A 14,830-nucleotide genomic window follows, 5' to 3' on the forward strand; every position below is an offset into this window, starting at 1 on the left:
AAGAAAACTCAGAAACTTTCTTAAATTAGCAGCATGATTCTAAAATTATACTATTTAATATACCTATGAAAAAAGAGATTCATCCAGAATATAGGCCAGTTGTTTTTTTGGATACTTCTAGCGGTGCTAAGTTTATGACTCGCTCTACCATATCTACCTCAGAAACCATTGAGTGGGACGATAAAAAAGTATATCCTTTATTTAAAGTGGAGATTAGTTGTGTTTCCCATCCTTTTTATACAGGTAAGAAAATTTTCGTAGATACAGCAGGTAGGATTGAGCGTTTCAACCAGAAGTACAAAAAGAAAAAGGAAATGGTCTGATACGCCTGCATCTGTTTAAGTGTGTGTATTGTATAATGATTTAAAATGCAATTTGCAGAAATACCTGAGCACTATGCTTTTAAGCGCACCTTAATAAGGATGGCTGTGACAGGTCAGGTAGCGCATGCACAGCTTTTTATAGGTCCTGTTGGTTCTGCAAATTTTGCTTTAGCATTGGCTTTAGCTACTTATTTAAATTGTAGTGCGCGCCAGGAAGCTGATGCTTGTGGGTCTTGTTTTTCTTGTGCCAGCATGGCACAATTGACCCATCCAGATTTGCAGTTGGTTTTTCCTAGAAAGGCAGGTAATGCTGGTTTAGAAGCGCAGTCAGATAAAGCCTGCTTAGAAACATTCCGCAATTGTCTTAAGGAAAATCCTTTTTTGACCCTAGAGGAATGGGCTAGTGCTATGCATTATGGGCAGTGTCAAATTAGCAGGAAAGATTCCAGCAAGATTATCCAGCAGCTTAGCTTAAAGCCTTTTATTGGGCCCTATAAAATAGTTTGCATATGGCTGCCAGAATACCTGCATCATACAGCAGCTAATGCACTATTGAAAACCTTAGAAGAGCCACCTGTAGGCACGCTCTTTTTATTGGTTAGTTCGAATAGTGACAAAATATTATCCACTATTAAGTCCCGAACTCAACAGCATACCATTCCTCCTTGTTCAGAAGAAGCCATTCAGCAGCTATTACGTAATAAATATCGAGACTTAGATGCGCATCGATATAAAGAAATAGCATTTTTGGCTGAAGGCAATCTAGCTAAAGCTTTTCAATTGGTTGAGCAAAGTGCTGGGGACAATTTTGAACATTTTAGCCATTGGATGCGTAGTTGTTATAGTGGTGATTGCATTAAATTAGTTGCCCAATCTGAAGCATTTCACAAATTAACTGCTGATGCACAAAATATTTTTTTTGCTTATGCACTACAGCTGATCAGGGTTACGCTATTGGGTAAGTTGGATTGCCCACTGCTGCAGGTGCATTTAACCGCCGAGGCAACCTTTAGCAAAAAATTTGGTCTTAATGTGACTATTAGTCAACTAAAAGAGATTATAGCACAGTTGGAACAGGCCTGTTATTGCTTAGAACGCAATGCCAATGCAAAAATGGTGTATGCCCATTTGTCTATTGAAATCGTACATATTTTTGGTGCTGTGTAGGTTATGGATCTTCTGAAGTAGGCCAAAATAAGCCGACCAACAATGCGAATCCTCTAGGGATAACGGTTACACATGGAACGGCAAAAGCTACCCGTAAGGCTAACGTAAAGCCCTTATGTTCAAATTTTATGCCCTCGTAAAACTGATTTAAATCTTTTATAAACGCTTGCTCAATATCTTCTTTGCAGTAAGGGCAGAGGTGTCTATATAGGTAAGAAGGCCTAGGAAGCAACTTGACCTTTCCCTTAGGATTTAGTAGTAATGAGTGCACGTACTAGGCAGGAGCCATGCACATAATGGCCACATGAAGGAATTCGAATTGTAGTAGGGGTCTCCTTGGATATGGGAAATTATTGTACGTTAAGGCTGTTTTTGTATTTTTCTATGTTAGCCTTTTAGCCCGGCTGAACATACTGTTCAAGATACGCTCATGCAAATCGATGATCTCATCTGTAAGTGTAGCTCTGGCTTCTTCAATCACACATATTAGAATAGCGTATCGTCTGCTCGATGAGAACTTAGTCAAATCTCGGCTGCTCATATTCCGACCCTCACGGGCCAGTTTCAGTAACCGATTCTGATGAACTAAACGTCCGATCCCTACCGGTAAGTCTATTGCCACGATCGTATTCAAGCGTTCAATGTGCTGTAATACATTTTTTCCGTTAATTTTACCAGGAGGTTGAAGAATCCAAGATAGACGTGAAAGATGATTATTTGATGCAATCAGAAGGCTGTCTAGATTGACCTTATGCTCTGATATAAGTTGAGCATTCAGTTCCGAGAATACTATTTTATCACCAGCAGCCATGGCCTTTGAGCACGTTCGCTCCAGTACATCAATAGTGGGAATAATCACGCAATTCCGCTGCATATACTTTAGAAGTTCTTGTGCAAGAAGAATACCCTTGTCAGTGCGTTTTGCAAGTGGAATTAAATACGAAATGCAATCATTTTGAATCTGTTTTGTAAATTTTTTTAGTCCTAGATAGTGGTATAGTTCTATTAAATGTTCCCTGCGAGTGGTGTCTCGTCCTGATGCATAATCTTTCCAAGGTTCATTTGATAAATTAAGTCTGCTAGCGATATGCTTGAGTAAAAAATCGGAAAGTAGTGATTTTTTATCTGGGATCATCCCTATGTTCTTCAGGTAACAAAGCAAGACAGAAAAACCGAACCTATTGGCTGGCTTGCGGTGCGTATTAATAAGCGCTAAATCCTGTTCGCTGAAATAAGTCATGCGGATCAGCGTCAGTTCATCCTCAGGTAAAGCTAGTAATGATGCTCTTTCGGACTGGGAAAGAATTTGTCTCCTAGGCATATAGTTTGCATTGATAATTATTTTGTAGATTAGTTTTCGTTTAAATTTTTATCGCATAATGGTACACCTCAATGAAATATCTTAAAAATTATTAAATTGAATCAATGAAATAACCTATATGCAATAGATTCAATGACATAACCTAAATACGATAAATTCGTTAGAATATGTTCATCAGAGCTTATTTGAGAGCTTCAATAGAAGATCAGTTTGCAGATCGAGCAAAAGAAATGCTCGAGCAGTTTGTTCAGGAGAGAGGACACAAAATCGCTAGCTACTACCGAGAAAATATCAGCGGAACAAAACTGGAAAGACCAGAACTGGGACGATTACTAATGGATAGTCACCGAAATGATATTCTACTAGTAGAACAAATAGATCGGCTGACCAGACTTAGTAACAGTGACTGGCTAACACTCGAAAAGCAGATTGAACATCATGAATTGAGAATTGTAAGTCTGGACATCCCAACTTCATGGCAGGTTTTGTCTGACAAAGAACCATCACAAAATGATCCAGTAACTCGTGCTGTGATTTCTGCCATCAATAATATGCTCATGGATCTAATGGCCACAATGTCGTATAAGGATTGGTTGAGCCGTCAGCAACGGCAAAAACAGGGAATCGAAAGAGCACGTCAAGAGGGTAAATATCGTGGAAAACAGGCTGATCATGAGCGTCACCAGAAGGTAATATATTATCGAAGTGTTAAAAAACTAAGCATTCAAGATACCGCACAAGCTACCGGGTACAGCGCTTCGCAGGTATGTCGTATTCAGAAATTGTACTTTGTAAACAATGAAAAAAGCGATGCTAAGCACTTTTAATAAATTGCTGGAAAGTGGGAAAAGTAATGTCTGAAACATGTTGCTAATCAGGTAAATTTATACAATAACCTGGAAGAAAAAGAAGAACATCTTTAGTACAGAAAACAGCCTTAACGTACAATAATTTCCTATATCCAAGGAGACCCCTATTTGGCTTTTTTGTAAAAACTAAATTCTGGAATTATATCCTGGATGGCTGTTTTGTAAGTCCATTTATCGAAGAACTGATTGCCCGATTTATACTATATGCAGGGGTCTCCTTGGATATAGGAAATTATTGTACGTTAAGGCTGTTTTCTGTACTAAAGATGTTCTTCTTTTTCTTCCAGGTTATTGTATAAATTTACCTGATTAGCAACATGTTTCAGACATTACTTTTCCCACTTTCCAGCAATTTATTAAAAGTGCTTAGCATCGCTTTTTTCATTGTTTACAAAGTACAATTTCTGAATACGACATACCTGCGAAGCGCTGTACCCGGTAGCTTGTGCGGTATCTTGAATGCTTAGTTTTTTAACACTTCGATAATATATTACCTTCTGGTGACGCTCATGATCAGCCTGTTTTCCACGATATTTACCCTCTTGACGTGCTCTTTCGATTCCCTGTTTTTGCCGTTGCTGACGGCTCAACCAATCCTTATACGACATTGTGGCCATTAGATCCATGAGCATATTATTGATGGCAGAAATCACAGCACGAGTTACTGGATCATTTTGTGATGGTTCTTTGTCAGACAAAACCTGCCATGAAGTTGGGATGTCCAGACTTACAATTCTCAATTCATGATGTTCAATCTGCTTTTCGAGTGTTAGCCAGTCACTGTTACTAAGTCTGGTCAGCCGATCTATTTGTTCTACTAGTAGAATATCATTTCGGTGACTATCCATTAGTAATCGTCCCAGTTCTGGTCTTTCCAGTTTTGTTCCGCTGATATTTTCTCGGTAGTAGCTAGCGATTTTGTGTCCTCTCTCCTGAACAAACTGCTCGAGCATTTCTTTTGCTCGATCTGCAAACTGATCTTCTATTGAAGCTCTCAAATAAGCTCTGATGAACACATTCTAACGAATTTATCGTATTTAGGTTATGTCATTGAATCTATTGCATATAGGTTATTTCATTGATTCAATTTAATAATTTTTAAGATATTTCATTGAGGTGTACCATTATGCGATAAAAATTTAAACGAAAATTAATCTACAAAATAATTATCAATGCAAACTATATGCCTAGGAGACAAATTCTTTCCCAGTCCGAAAGAGCATCATTACTAGCTTTACCTGAGGATGAACTGACGCTGATCCGCATGACTTATTTCAGCGAACAGGATTTAGCGCTTATTAATACGCACCGCAAGCCAGCCAATAGGTTCGGTTTTTCTGTCTTGCTTTGTTACCTGAAGAACATAGGGATGATCCCAGATAAAAAATCACTACTTTCCGATTTTTTACTCAAGCATATCGCTAGCAGACTTAATTTATCAAATGAACTTTGGAAAGATTATGCATCAGGACGAGACACCACTCGCAGGGAACATTTAATAGAACTATACCACTATCTAGGACTAAAAAAATTTACAAAACAGATTCAAAATGATTGCATTTCGTATTTAATTCCACTTGCAAAACGCACTGACAAGGGTATTCTTCTTGCACAAGAACTTCTAAAGTATATGCAGCGGAATTGCGTGATTATTCCCACTATTGATGTACTGGAACGAACGTGCTCAAAGGCCATGGCTGCTGGTGATAAAATAGTATTCTCGGAACTGAATGCTCAACTTATATCAGAGCATAAGGTCAATCTAGACAGCCTTCTGATTGCATCAAATAATCATCTTTCACGTCTATCTTGGATTCTTCAACCTCCTGGTAAAATTAACGGAAAAAATGTATTACAGCACATTGAACGCTTGAATACGATCGTGGCAATAGACTTACCGGTAGGGATCGGACGTTTAGTTCATCAGAATCGGTTACTGAAACTGGCCCGTGAGGGTCGGAATATGAGCAGCCGAGATTTGACTAAGTTCTCATCGAGCAGACGATACGCTATTCTAATATGTGTGATTGAAGAAGCCAGAGCTACACTTACAGATGAGATCATCGATTTGCATGAGCGTATCTTGAACAGTATGTTCAGCCGGGCTAAAAGGCTAACATAGAAAAATACAAAAACAGCCTTAACGTACAATAATTTCCCATATCCAAGGAGACCCCTATGCAGCACGAAAGCATAACTGGAAACTATATGCTTTAGTAGCGATTCTTTCTTCTGTAACCTTTAGCCTTATGCATATTGCCACTGATCCTTCGTTATTCACCAAGTTGACGTTACTACCTAGATTAAGTGAGCATTTTTTGTTTGGATGCATACTTTGTAGCATATTTTGGTTTTTTCCTAGATTGGGCTTGCTCGTCAGCATACATGTTATCTCTAATTTGTACGGAATACTTAAGCTTGCTTCTAAATTAGGAGCTCCATGGTAAGGCTTTGAAAATCATGTGCGATGCTCTATAAAAAAATAAATGCAAACATAAATAATGTTTAAAAATTTGTTTTATACAAAAAAATTATTAGTATGGAAAAAAATTATTTATTACTAAATAATTTTAACAATCTAAAAATAAATTAAACTCAGTAACTGATTATAACTGGGTAGCCTAATGGAATCAATTATCTAAACATAAAATAATCATTATGGAACAACAAGCTAAAACTAAATGCAAAAAGCTGGTAATCAGCCTTAATGGATGCACGAAAGATGATAAAGTAGATAAAACTAACTCTGATAAGAGCGATCGTGCTACACGATATAGTCTAAGAGAAATGAATACCAATGGTATTTATCAAGCTGAACAATTTGCATCACAACTTTCTTATAAGTTTTAGCAAGTCAAAATAAGTGAAGTAATATTTCGGAAATGTTCAATGAACTGTATCACAGCCCACTTCATCTCAATTCAGGCAGACATCTTCTTTTCAATTTTCTTCTTTATTATATACGGATCTGAATTAAAAATTTTTTTATCAATCGTAGCAACTTCAAGAAGTTTGTCTCTTTTAGAGATACCTGGACAAGTAGTAAGATCAAGATATTGATTATCTCTGATTAAAAAGTCTAATCTTTTCTCTTCATTCAAATGTAATAAGTCAATAGGTGCTTGTCCATCACAGTTTTTAATGAATAAACTAGCTCCTTTTTCTAATAATTGAGTTATGCATCGTATATCTCTTCTTGCACAAGCAATATGCATAGCAGTATCACCCAACAGGGTCGCATCATTAATATGCTCCCTAATATCTTTTCTTTTTAATATCGCGTCAATTATACATCTTTGTATTTCATGCCCCTTGAGTAACAAAAAGTGTAAGGCATTCTTGCCGTAGCTATCTTTTATAAAAGGATTAGCATTGAATTCGTTCGATAACAATAATAATGCAGAAGTTGGCTGAATCTCTCTACCATATGCAATACGCCGCATCAACATAGTATTATTATATATTCCACCACGAAATCTATAGTTCTGATTTACGTCGAATCCTTTATTACAAAGATTCCGCATTATGTTAATATATTTATTAGCCATAGGATCTATAGGATTTTTTATACGATCTAAACATTCAGTTGCACCAAAGAACATACATTCCATAAGCGGTAGACTATATGGTCCATTTAATTTGTTATCGAAACATGCTAATTGTTCAACAACAAAATTTGTAATTTCTTCTGGTAAGAAGCCAGCATTAACTAATAGGTCATGTACAGGGTTTCCATCTGTAGGAACATGAGTGGCTGTTGCATCTTGAGCGTTCTGATTTGTTGTAGTTGCTGTGTCTCTATTTTTTTCATTCAACTCGTTGACCATGTTTAGAAGGCTCGTCCTTTTGAAATATCTAGCAACGCCAATACATATAGCGATAAATAAGATGCTTATTAACGAATTCCTTGTTATAGCGTATATACGTTGCATTTGATTTTTATTGGTTTTAAGTGTTAATTTTAAGGTTTTTATCTGTTCAAACTTGAATCAATACTGTTTAAAAACATATAGCTTCAAATCGCTACTATGGGTTATCCACATAAATCTATTTTATTGTTGCTATAAGGTTCTATAAAATCCATTAGTACTTTGGCTGCTGCGTCTACTTCTGCTTTGCTAGATTTAGCATCAGTTTTTAATAATATCCATGATTTATAGGCCTTTTCAAAAATTTCCATATCTTCAAAATCTAACCATAGAACATTGGTAAGTATATGAGCTGGGCCTTCCATTAACACCATTTCCTCTACGGCATGCCTAAACGAAGATTGTTGAAATCTAGCTGGCCATGCAGGAAAAACCATTGTCATGATAAATGAATAGGAATCTTGTTCGGTTGTTAATGTATCGTCACTTCTAAGCAAGATATGTTCTATTAAGTGAAACCCTTCACATGCTTCATTCAATGATCTAAACACTTCCACACTTTTTTGTACAATAGCCTCTGCTTGCTTAATATCCGTAATGGATTGGGTAACCAGCTCAATAGTGTTCTTTTTTACTTTATCCACATAGAGTAGAATGCTATAAGTGTCATTTGGTTTTTTGATAATATTATAATTTTTTTCATTGATACCATAAGATATAACCAAGGATTGAATGTTTTCATACTTTCCTCTAAACATAAAAATGTCATCATATTCTGTCTGGGAATTTTTACCTAGAAAAATATCCAAATTATATTGTGTAGCCTTTTTTTCTAAGTACATACTATTTTTGACTACTTGATGGAAAAGCTTTTTTTCTAAACTTTTAATACCCAAATTCCGGTAAATCCGTCGCTTAAACCCAGATGGCATATGGTCGATCCAGTTATTCATCTCATTGCTTGTTATATGGGCTGCCCGGTTTCTATTTTTACTGATATCAATATAATCCTTTAGAAATAAGGCTTTATTTCTATTAAACTCATCCAGTTGTGTTTCTTCATTTTTAGGATAAAGGTGCAGCGAGTAGATGGTAAATCGTTCTGCAAAATAAGCCAATAAATGGTCTAGCACCCTTGATCGCTTATCTAAGCTTCTAATATCACTTTCTAATGCCCTATTTATGTAAGAACAGTAGATTTTAGTAGTTGCATCAGCCTGGTCTTTATCTTCAGTAGGTCTATCTATTATTTCTTTTTTCAAGTCTAGGTACTTTCTTTGTACCACAAACTCAAGATCATTACCTGGGTCAGTTTCTTGAGTAGGTTGCTTAATAATGGTATCCATTCTAGGTACGTCCAAGGGCAAACGGCCATTAGGCTTGTTGTAATCCTCACTGTAAATGGCCATAGTGTGTTTGATATTAGATAATTGACCCAAATAATTGGCAAAAAGCTGGTCAAAAAGCATTAAATAACTTTTTAATTGTTTTGCTTTAGCGTGGTTTTCAGGTGTTTCGGATGGAGTACACCCTTCATGGCCTACATTATAGAGTAAAGGAAAATCTTGTTGTATGGAAACATGATCTTCTAAATGTCTATAGTTTCCTTCTAAAACAAAGACATTTTCCTCTTGTAGGTAGGCTTTTGTTAAGGAGCCTCTTCCTTTTATATCTTCGAGCATATCAATCACTTTTCCCCAGTCTGTATTGATGGGTAGGCCATTATAATAGAGGATGATTTCACTTTGTGCAATATCAAGCACTAACGATCGATCTGGCAAGACCGGTACCGTGACGCTACTTGTTCTTGTATTTTCTTCATGGATAAAGAGTTCAAAATTTAATACATTTTTGATATTACCAGTTTTACTAGCCTGCTCTAAGAGTTCAACTACGTAAATTCTAGATTTATTTTTTAGGTAAATGAGCTCTTCTTCATCTATAAATCCTTGTTTTAAAAGTGGTCCTGTAAAGATTTGGTCTATGGTTCTGCCTTTTTCTAGTAGTTGACTGATGCTGTAAAAAGGAATACGCGGCGAGAAAAACTCTTGAAACGCAAACAATATATGCGCAATAATGGTCTCTCCTTCTTCGTAAGCCAAACAATTGGCTACCTCAAAGGTTGCTTTAACACTAATGGGTAGTGTTTCCATGGTTTGAATAAGAAAGAAATCTTCACATAGATTTCTTTGGGCATGCAATCTTTGCTTGACTAAATCCAATACCTCTTTTTCTTGTGGTGTACGGCTGATGCGTTCTTCTACATCTACAAAAATCTTATACCCCCCTTTAATTTCTTGTGGTCCATCACTTAAAAAGATATTTGCGTTTTTTACCCCTGAAACATCTAGCACAATCTTTAAAAAGTCCCACTGGGTGAGTGGATTACACGGAAGAATCTCTTCAGCTTTGTAGAATGGTTGCTCATTGGAATGGACTACTGCGTCAGGATCCTTAGCCCATATATCTTCTATATAGAAGTTGGTTCTATATTCTAGATCCATGATCGCAAAGGAAAGTACTTCTAAGATGGTAATGCCAGGGTCATGATCTCCATAGTCTGTCCATTTCTTTCCTGCTAATTGTTGAATGTAGGCGATTCCTTGTTCCTTTAAAAAAGGATAATCCAGTTCTAGTGGGGTATTTTCCATAGTCTGTATCTATAAATAACGCTGATTTTTTGAAGTTATAGTGTCTAAAGCATAAATATAGCTATTCAGCCTTGTGGCCATATAAAACAAGAAAATGGTACTTTCAGCAACTTTTTGCACAGCGGTTGATTATTTGGTTACTTCTTAATCAAGCAGAAAGTAGTATGCAAATTTTTTCTTATTATACGCTGTTTATTTTCAGTATTGCTGACATGCTATTTGTTAAAAATAGGATGGTAGCCATATTGAATCGTCTCTTCTATATCTAATTTTTTAACTTTATAACTTACATTAATATCGATAGACCCTTCTCCATCACTTGGCGTAGTCAATGCAACATCAAGTACCTCCACTCTTGGCTCATGTTCTGTAATGGTTTGTTTGATGTTATTGATCATAAAGGTTTCTAGGTTAAGATCCAATTGTTGAAAGGCAAGTGGCGTCAGATCACAACCATATTGCTCCTCTACAATCCGTTCACCTACTCTGGTACGCATTAAGATGATTAAACTTTCTCTAATATCATTCAATCCGTTTACCATCTCTACGGTACTGCTATGGTGGTTAAAGGAAGGTGGAAATTTCCACCCTATACCCAAGAAATTATTGTCATCTTCCATATATCTACTGGTTTTATTTTATCCGCCGATCATTACCGTTGGGCATCCTTGTAATATCATTCCACCCATACCTGTTGTATCGCCTAAGCGTGCTGCTGGTTTTTTGCCTATTAGAACGGTTAGCGATCCTTTTACAATCGTATCCGGATGGGGTGGAGGCCCATTGCAAAGCATCGTGTCTCCCATTCTTGCTGCAGGGAACTTGCCTATTAAAACAGTTGGACAACCCAGCATAATCATGCCTCCAGTAAGATGGGGAACAGGTGGAACACCTGGCGTCACCATAGGGCACATGTGTTTATTTAATAATACGGCTGCAGGTGGCATAGTGTGCTATTTATAATAATGATGTAGACATAAAAATCTACAAAATAATTCTATTATTAACCTTCTTTCGAAACCTATTTGTGATCAGCAATTTTTAGGAGAAGAACAGTCGAGCGCCGCAGAATACAGGTGTATTTGAGGAGCATAGACCACAAAATTGCCATTTAGCAATAGGTTTTCAAAGAGGGCTAATTGATTAGTACAGTGGTACCTTTAATAATCGTAGCCATACCAGATTTTACTTCTGTACTGGCATTGCCACTTAAGATGGCTTTCATAGAAGCTTGTGCATTAATATTCATACTCTTAAAATTTACATTTTGTGTGCCACTTACAATCACATCTTTGCCTGACTTTATGGTGATGCTAGCTCTTGCACTCAAATTAATATCTTTACTGCTGGTTAAATTGATCCCATCGTTACTTAAAACCACTTTATTACCATTCTGGTCTACTATGTCAATGCTTTTTTTCTTATCTGATATCTGAATCAGCCCTCCTTTGGGTGTTTTAATAATGATTTCAGGGCCTTCTTTATCGTCATGAAAGTTTAACTCTAGTTTTTCTCTAGAAATAAAAGATTTAAAAAGATTTTTAGGGTCAACTGTTTTGGGTGGTGCATGTTTGCTGCTATGCAGCGCACCTAAAATAATAGGAAATCGGATGTCATCATTGACAAAGCCTACTACCACTTCATCTTCTAACTCTGGAATAAAAAAAGCACCTGACCCTTGCGTAGCATAAAATGAAGCCAAGCGACACCAAATCCCCTCTTTGGGTTTGTCTTGTACCAAAGGCAAGTGTACTAAAATTCGATTATGCTTTTGAGGATCCTGGGTGATTTGCTTGACAATACCAAGCTGTAGCCCATGCATGGGAGGCATCATGCCCGCTGCTGGAAGTGCACCAATGTCATGGTATTTGTGCATATAACGTTGTGCGTCTAACCCTAAGGTTAATAGGGTTTGCCAGTTTCCATTTGATATAATATGCTGAATACCAGATACATAAGCATTTCCTTCAAAGTGGCTTGCACCTTTTGCGATGGTTATCAAGCCATCATGGCGTAATGCAGCATTACCTGGAACGGTGAGGCTCCCTTTTATTTTAGCAATTCTACTCCGGTTTAGTAAACTAGTTGCTAACGTTTTGATTTCCAAAGGATCTAGTAGGCCACCGTGGGATATAGCAACGTTACCTGGTTGGGCAGCAGCGGTTAATTTTTTATAGGAGAGGTCTCCCATAGACTGTTCTCCTGGGTCACTTGCTTTTTCAACAACCTTATTTTGTTTGCTGCTATTCCAAGATAGCGCAGTAGCAGCTGACCATGGGTCTTTTGCATCTATTTCAGCTTCAAATTCAATAAAATCTACTCCATAGGTATAGGTAAAGGCGCCTTTGCCAGTTGCTTTGGGTTTTTTTACTGCAATGGTTCCATCATTGACCACTACGACCTGTCCATTTGCCTCGGCGCGAATATTCAAGAAATCCCAATCTGATATTTCATGTTGCGAAATGTTTTCGTGTACAATGGTGGTTGCTTCAATTTTATGGCTTAATCCACTATAACTACCTAGTATTTTTTTAAAAAGATCGCTATCCTTGCTTTTGACAAAATGCATGGTTTTAGGGGTAAGGGTAGTTTTATAGCTAGCATCTCTACAGGTTACGGTCAAGGTAGATAATCCCGTTGACCGAGACTGGATGGCTAATTTGGCCACTACACCTTCGAACAGCTGCTCTAATCCATCGTTATAACCGGCCCGTATGGAAACTGTGGCGCCAATGGAAAAAGTTTTGTCATTGGCTATAGAAAAAGCTTGTGACTGGATGCTCCCATCATGTAAAACTATTTTTGCATAAGGAATTTTATTGATTTTTTTATCAACAATTATAGATTGTATTGGGTAGCTTGCATCTAGCGTTTTAGAACCTACCTTGATTGCGTACTTAATAAAATCACCTGATATAGCTGTTGCCATGGAGATAAAAAAATAAAAAATATGGTTAAACCTGTGCTTATTTAGGCCGATGATCTATTGGGTGAACCAATTCAAAGGTATTCAACTCCTTACTATGGGCAATAAATTAAATAAAGGGGAAATTTCCAAGAATACTAGGCTATAAACTTGATTTTCTTGTTAAAATATTAATAAAAGCGGCTTGCGTAGGCTCTTTCGTTATTTCTGTTTATTTACAACATTTTCTAAAAATATTGCTACATTATAGGAACTATTTGTGAAACATTAGACCTTTTTCAAAACCTATTTATGATCAGCAGTTTTTAGGAGAAGCGCAGTCGAGCACCACAGAATACTAAATGTATTTGAGGAGCATAGACCACAAAATTGCCATTTAGCAATAGGTTTTGAAGAAGGTCTATTATAAAATTGCTTTAAATCTTCATCCCCGAGCGCATCAGGCTGCTAGCTTTAAGCTTTAGATCAGCATTAATCAGCATGAAGGGATGAGCTTAATCATGCCTTATGGATATATTAACCAATAGCTTTTTAATGACTAGGAATTACGCTATAAAGTCCAGTTTCTTTTTGATCCTTTTTTTCTATGCCATGCTCCATGGCGCATGCTTGAAAAGGTTAAATAAAACCAATAAAACCAAGCAAAAATTTCTACTAAGTAATACAGATAGGCCTAATAAAGGAGGTGGCCATGTGTCAGCAATAACCAAACCACTGAATCCCTTGTTAAGAGGTACGATATCAAACAACAATCCATCGCTCTATTCGCAAGATAGAACACTAATCAAGGAGGTAGTTGACCAACATGTTGAGCCCTCTATAAATGGAACTAAAAGCAATAAGCAAGTGGGTAACCAATTCCCTATACATATAACCAAAAGCAATCAAGAATATAGCGCAAATAATAAAGAATATGGTATAAGAGAATCAGAAAATAGCTGCTTTATTACCCCAGAGCTGTCATCTTCAGCCCACAAGATGTGGCACTCACCGAAGAGATGCTTACTCCAGTAAATAAGGAATTGGCTGATCTATCTGATCGCAAAATTCCTATCAAAATTGACGGCGTAGAGTTTTACACTAAGGACCTGCTTGCGCTCCTACATCTAAATGGAAATGGTTGACTTACCGATAATGTAATTATGGCATACATGAAAATGATTGAGAATCGTTCAAAAAAAGACGATAAGCTACCAAAGGTTTATATATTTGACTCCCTATTTTATTCAGCTCTTAAATCGTGTCCGAAAGATAAGTACGATACAATGCAATGTTGGATTAAGGGAGATCTATTTTCCTGTGATATGATTATTATACCCATTCATCTAGAGAACCATTGGTGTTTAGCAGTTATTAATTTGCCTGAAAATCCTGAAGCGTTTAATGTTATTGAATATTATGATTCATTAGGAGAAAAAAATGAGGATTGTGAGAAAAAACTTTTAAGCTACTTTAGTCATGTAATAAGGGACAAAAACTGGATATTCGAATCCAAATACCAGAAGGGCGCTAGCATTCAGCATGACGGTAGCGCCTGCGGTGTCTTTATATGCCAATTCGCTGACTACGCCGCACGGGGTGCTAAAATTGATTTCAAGCAGGAAGACATACCCCTACTTCCGTAAACGTATGGCAATCGAAATCCTCAAAGGAGACTTTATATAGGGAACAGGTATCGGTTTAGGTGCAAAACCTATTTCTAAT

General features: G+C 36.9%; 13 protein-coding genes and 3 pseudogenes. 8 read left to right on the plus strand and 8 right to left on the minus strand.

The features are described 5' to 3' along the window. Window positions 1-65 precede the first annotated feature (65 nt). Window positions 66-323 (plus strand): type B 50S ribosomal protein L31, encoded by a 258-nt coding sequence (locus FPG78_RS02055; protein WP_144086395.1) that lies wholly within the window; start codon window positions 66-68, stop codon window positions 321-323. A gap of 45 nt (window positions 324-368) precedes the next feature. Continuing rightward, a complete protein-coding gene (locus FPG78_RS02060; RefSeq protein WP_144086396.1) occupies window positions 369-1,490 on the plus strand; it encodes a DNA polymerase III subunit in 1,122 nt (373 codons plus the stop codon). Between the two features lies 1 nt (window position 1,491). Here FPG78_RS02060 and FPG78_RS02065 read toward each other — a convergent pair whose 3' ends face one another. After that, on the minus strand, window positions 1,492-1,761 hold the full coding sequence (locus FPG78_RS02065) for a hypothetical protein (protein ID WP_144086397.1): 270 nt from the start codon (window positions 1,759-1,761) through the stop codon (window positions 1,492-1,494). 120 nt (window positions 1,762-1,881) lie between these two features. After that, window positions 1,882-2,811 (minus strand): annotated as a pseudogene (locus FPG78_RS02070) (DUF4158 domain-containing protein); the annotation flags it as partial. 167 nt (window positions 2,812-2,978) lie between these two features. On the opposite strand from FPG78_RS02070, the gene FPG78_RS02075 reads away from it, so the two are divergent. Further along, entirely contained in the window at window positions 2,979-3,638 is a 660-nt protein-coding gene (locus tag FPG78_RS02075; RefSeq protein ID WP_144086398.1) for a recombinase family protein, read from the plus strand. A gap of 398 nt (window positions 3,639-4,036) precedes the next feature. Here FPG78_RS02075 and FPG78_RS02080 read toward each other — a convergent pair whose 3' ends face one another. After that, window positions 4,037-4,696 carry a recombinase family protein gene (locus FPG78_RS02080; RefSeq protein WP_144086398.1) on the minus strand — a complete coding sequence of 220 codons (660 nt, stop codon included), beginning with the start codon at window positions 4,694-4,696 and terminating at the stop codon, window positions 4,037-4,039. 167 nt (window positions 4,697-4,863) lie between these two features. Here FPG78_RS02080 and FPG78_RS02085 point away from each other — a divergent pair. The 3 genes and pseudogenes from FPG78_RS02085 to FPG78_RS02095 all read left to right on the plus strand — a co-directional run. Then, a pseudogene (locus FPG78_RS02085) lies at window positions 4,864-5,793 on the plus strand (DUF4158 domain-containing protein); the annotation flags it as partial. Window positions 5,794-5,929: 136 nt separating this feature from the next. Next, a complete protein-coding gene (locus tag FPG78_RS08395) occupies window positions 5,930-6,127 on the plus strand; it encodes a hypothetical protein (RefSeq protein WP_420888386.1) in 198 nt (65 codons plus the stop codon). A gap of 211 nt (window positions 6,128-6,338) precedes the next feature. Beyond that, window positions 6,339-6,530, plus strand: coding sequence for a hypothetical protein (locus FPG78_RS02095; protein WP_144086399.1), 192 nt, complete (start codon window positions 6,339-6,341; stop codon window positions 6,528-6,530). Window positions 6,531-6,601: 71 nt separating this feature from the next. On the opposite strand, the gene FPG78_RS02100 is transcribed toward FPG78_RS02095, so the two are convergent. From FPG78_RS02100 to vgrG, 5 genes are all read right to left on the minus strand, one after another. Further along, the gene (locus FPG78_RS02100; protein WP_186292409.1) at window positions 6,602-7,495 is read right to left on the minus strand and encodes an ankyrin repeat domain-containing protein; all 894 of its coding nucleotides are present in this window, start codon (window positions 7,493-7,495) and stop codon (window positions 6,602-6,604) included. 218 nt (window positions 7,496-7,713) lie between these two features. Next, on the minus strand, window positions 7,714-10,200 hold the full coding sequence (locus FPG78_RS02105; protein ID WP_144086401.1) for a hypothetical protein: 2,487 nt from the start codon (window positions 10,198-10,200) through the stop codon (window positions 7,714-7,716). Window positions 10,201-10,415: 215 nt separating this feature from the next. Further along, window positions 10,416-10,820: a GPW/gp25 family protein gene (locus FPG78_RS02110; RefSeq protein WP_144086402.1), complete on the minus strand. Its 405-nt coding sequence runs from the start codon at window positions 10,818-10,820 to the stop codon at window positions 10,416-10,418. Between the two features lie 18 nt (window positions 10,821-10,838). Then, a complete protein-coding gene (locus tag FPG78_RS02115) occupies window positions 10,839-11,147 on the minus strand; it encodes a PAAR domain-containing protein (RefSeq protein ID WP_144086403.1) in 309 nt (102 codons plus the stop codon). 188 nt (window positions 11,148-11,335) lie between these two features. Next, complete coding sequence (gene vgrG / locus FPG78_RS02120) at window positions 11,336-13,129, minus strand: type VI secretion system tip protein VgrG (RefSeq protein ID WP_144086404.1); 1,794 nt, start codon at window positions 13,127-13,129, stop codon at window positions 11,336-11,338. A 531-nt stretch (window positions 13,130-13,660) separates the two neighbouring features. Here vgrG and FPG78_RS02125 point away from each other — a divergent pair. Next, on the plus strand, window positions 13,661-14,140 hold the full coding sequence (locus tag FPG78_RS02125) for a hypothetical protein (RefSeq protein WP_144086405.1): 480 nt from the start codon (window positions 13,661-13,663) through the stop codon (window positions 14,138-14,140). A gap of 122 nt (window positions 14,141-14,262) precedes the next feature. Further along, window positions 14,263-14,751, plus strand: a pseudogene (locus FPG78_RS02130) (Ulp1 family isopeptidase); the annotation flags it as partial. Window positions 14,752-14,830 lie beyond the last annotated feature (79 nt).

The organism is Cardinium endosymbiont of Dermatophagoides farinae (genome assembly GCF_007559345.1).
In the GTDB taxonomy this organism is placed as follows: Bacteria; Bacteroidota; Bacteroidia; order Cytophagales; family Amoebophilaceae; genus Cardinium.

Excerpts from the sequence above, each read along its gene's own strand:
- FPG78_RS02055 (WP_144086395.1), top strand. The coding sequence starts at position 66 with ATGAAAAAAGAGATTCATCCAGAATATAGGCCAGTTGTTTTTTTGGAT.
- FPG78_RS02060 (WP_144086396.1), top strand. The coding sequence starts at position 369 with ATGCAATTTGCAGAAATACCTGAGCACTATGCTTTTAAGCGCACCTTA.
- FPG78_RS02075 (WP_144086398.1), top strand. The coding sequence starts at position 2,979 with ATGTTCATCAGAGCTTATTTGAGAGCTTCAATAGAAGATCAGTTTGCA.
- FPG78_RS08395 (WP_420888386.1), top strand. The coding sequence starts at position 5,930 with ATGCATATTGCCACTGATCCTTCGTTATTCACCAAGTTGACGTTACTA.
- FPG78_RS02095 (WP_144086399.1), top strand. The coding sequence starts at position 6,339 with ATGGAACAACAAGCTAAAACTAAATGCAAAAAGCTGGTAATCAGCCTT.
- FPG78_RS02105 (WP_144086401.1), bottom strand. The coding sequence starts at position 10,200 with ATGGAAAATACCCCACTAGAACTGGATTATCCTTTTTTAAAGGAACAA.
- FPG78_RS02110 (WP_144086402.1), bottom strand. The coding sequence starts at position 10,820 with ATGGAAGATGACAATAATTTCTTGGGTATAGGGTGGAAATTTCCACCT.
- FPG78_RS02115 (WP_144086403.1), bottom strand. The coding sequence starts at position 11,147 with ATGCCACCTGCAGCCGTATTATTAAATAAACACATGTGCCCTATGGTG.
- vgrG (WP_144086404.1), bottom strand. The coding sequence starts at position 13,129 with ATGGCAACAGCTATATCAGGTGATTTTATTAAGTACGCAATCAAGGTA.
- FPG78_RS02125 (WP_144086405.1), top strand. The coding sequence starts at position 13,661 with ATGACTAGGAATTACGCTATAAAGTCCAGTTTCTTTTTGATCCTTTTT.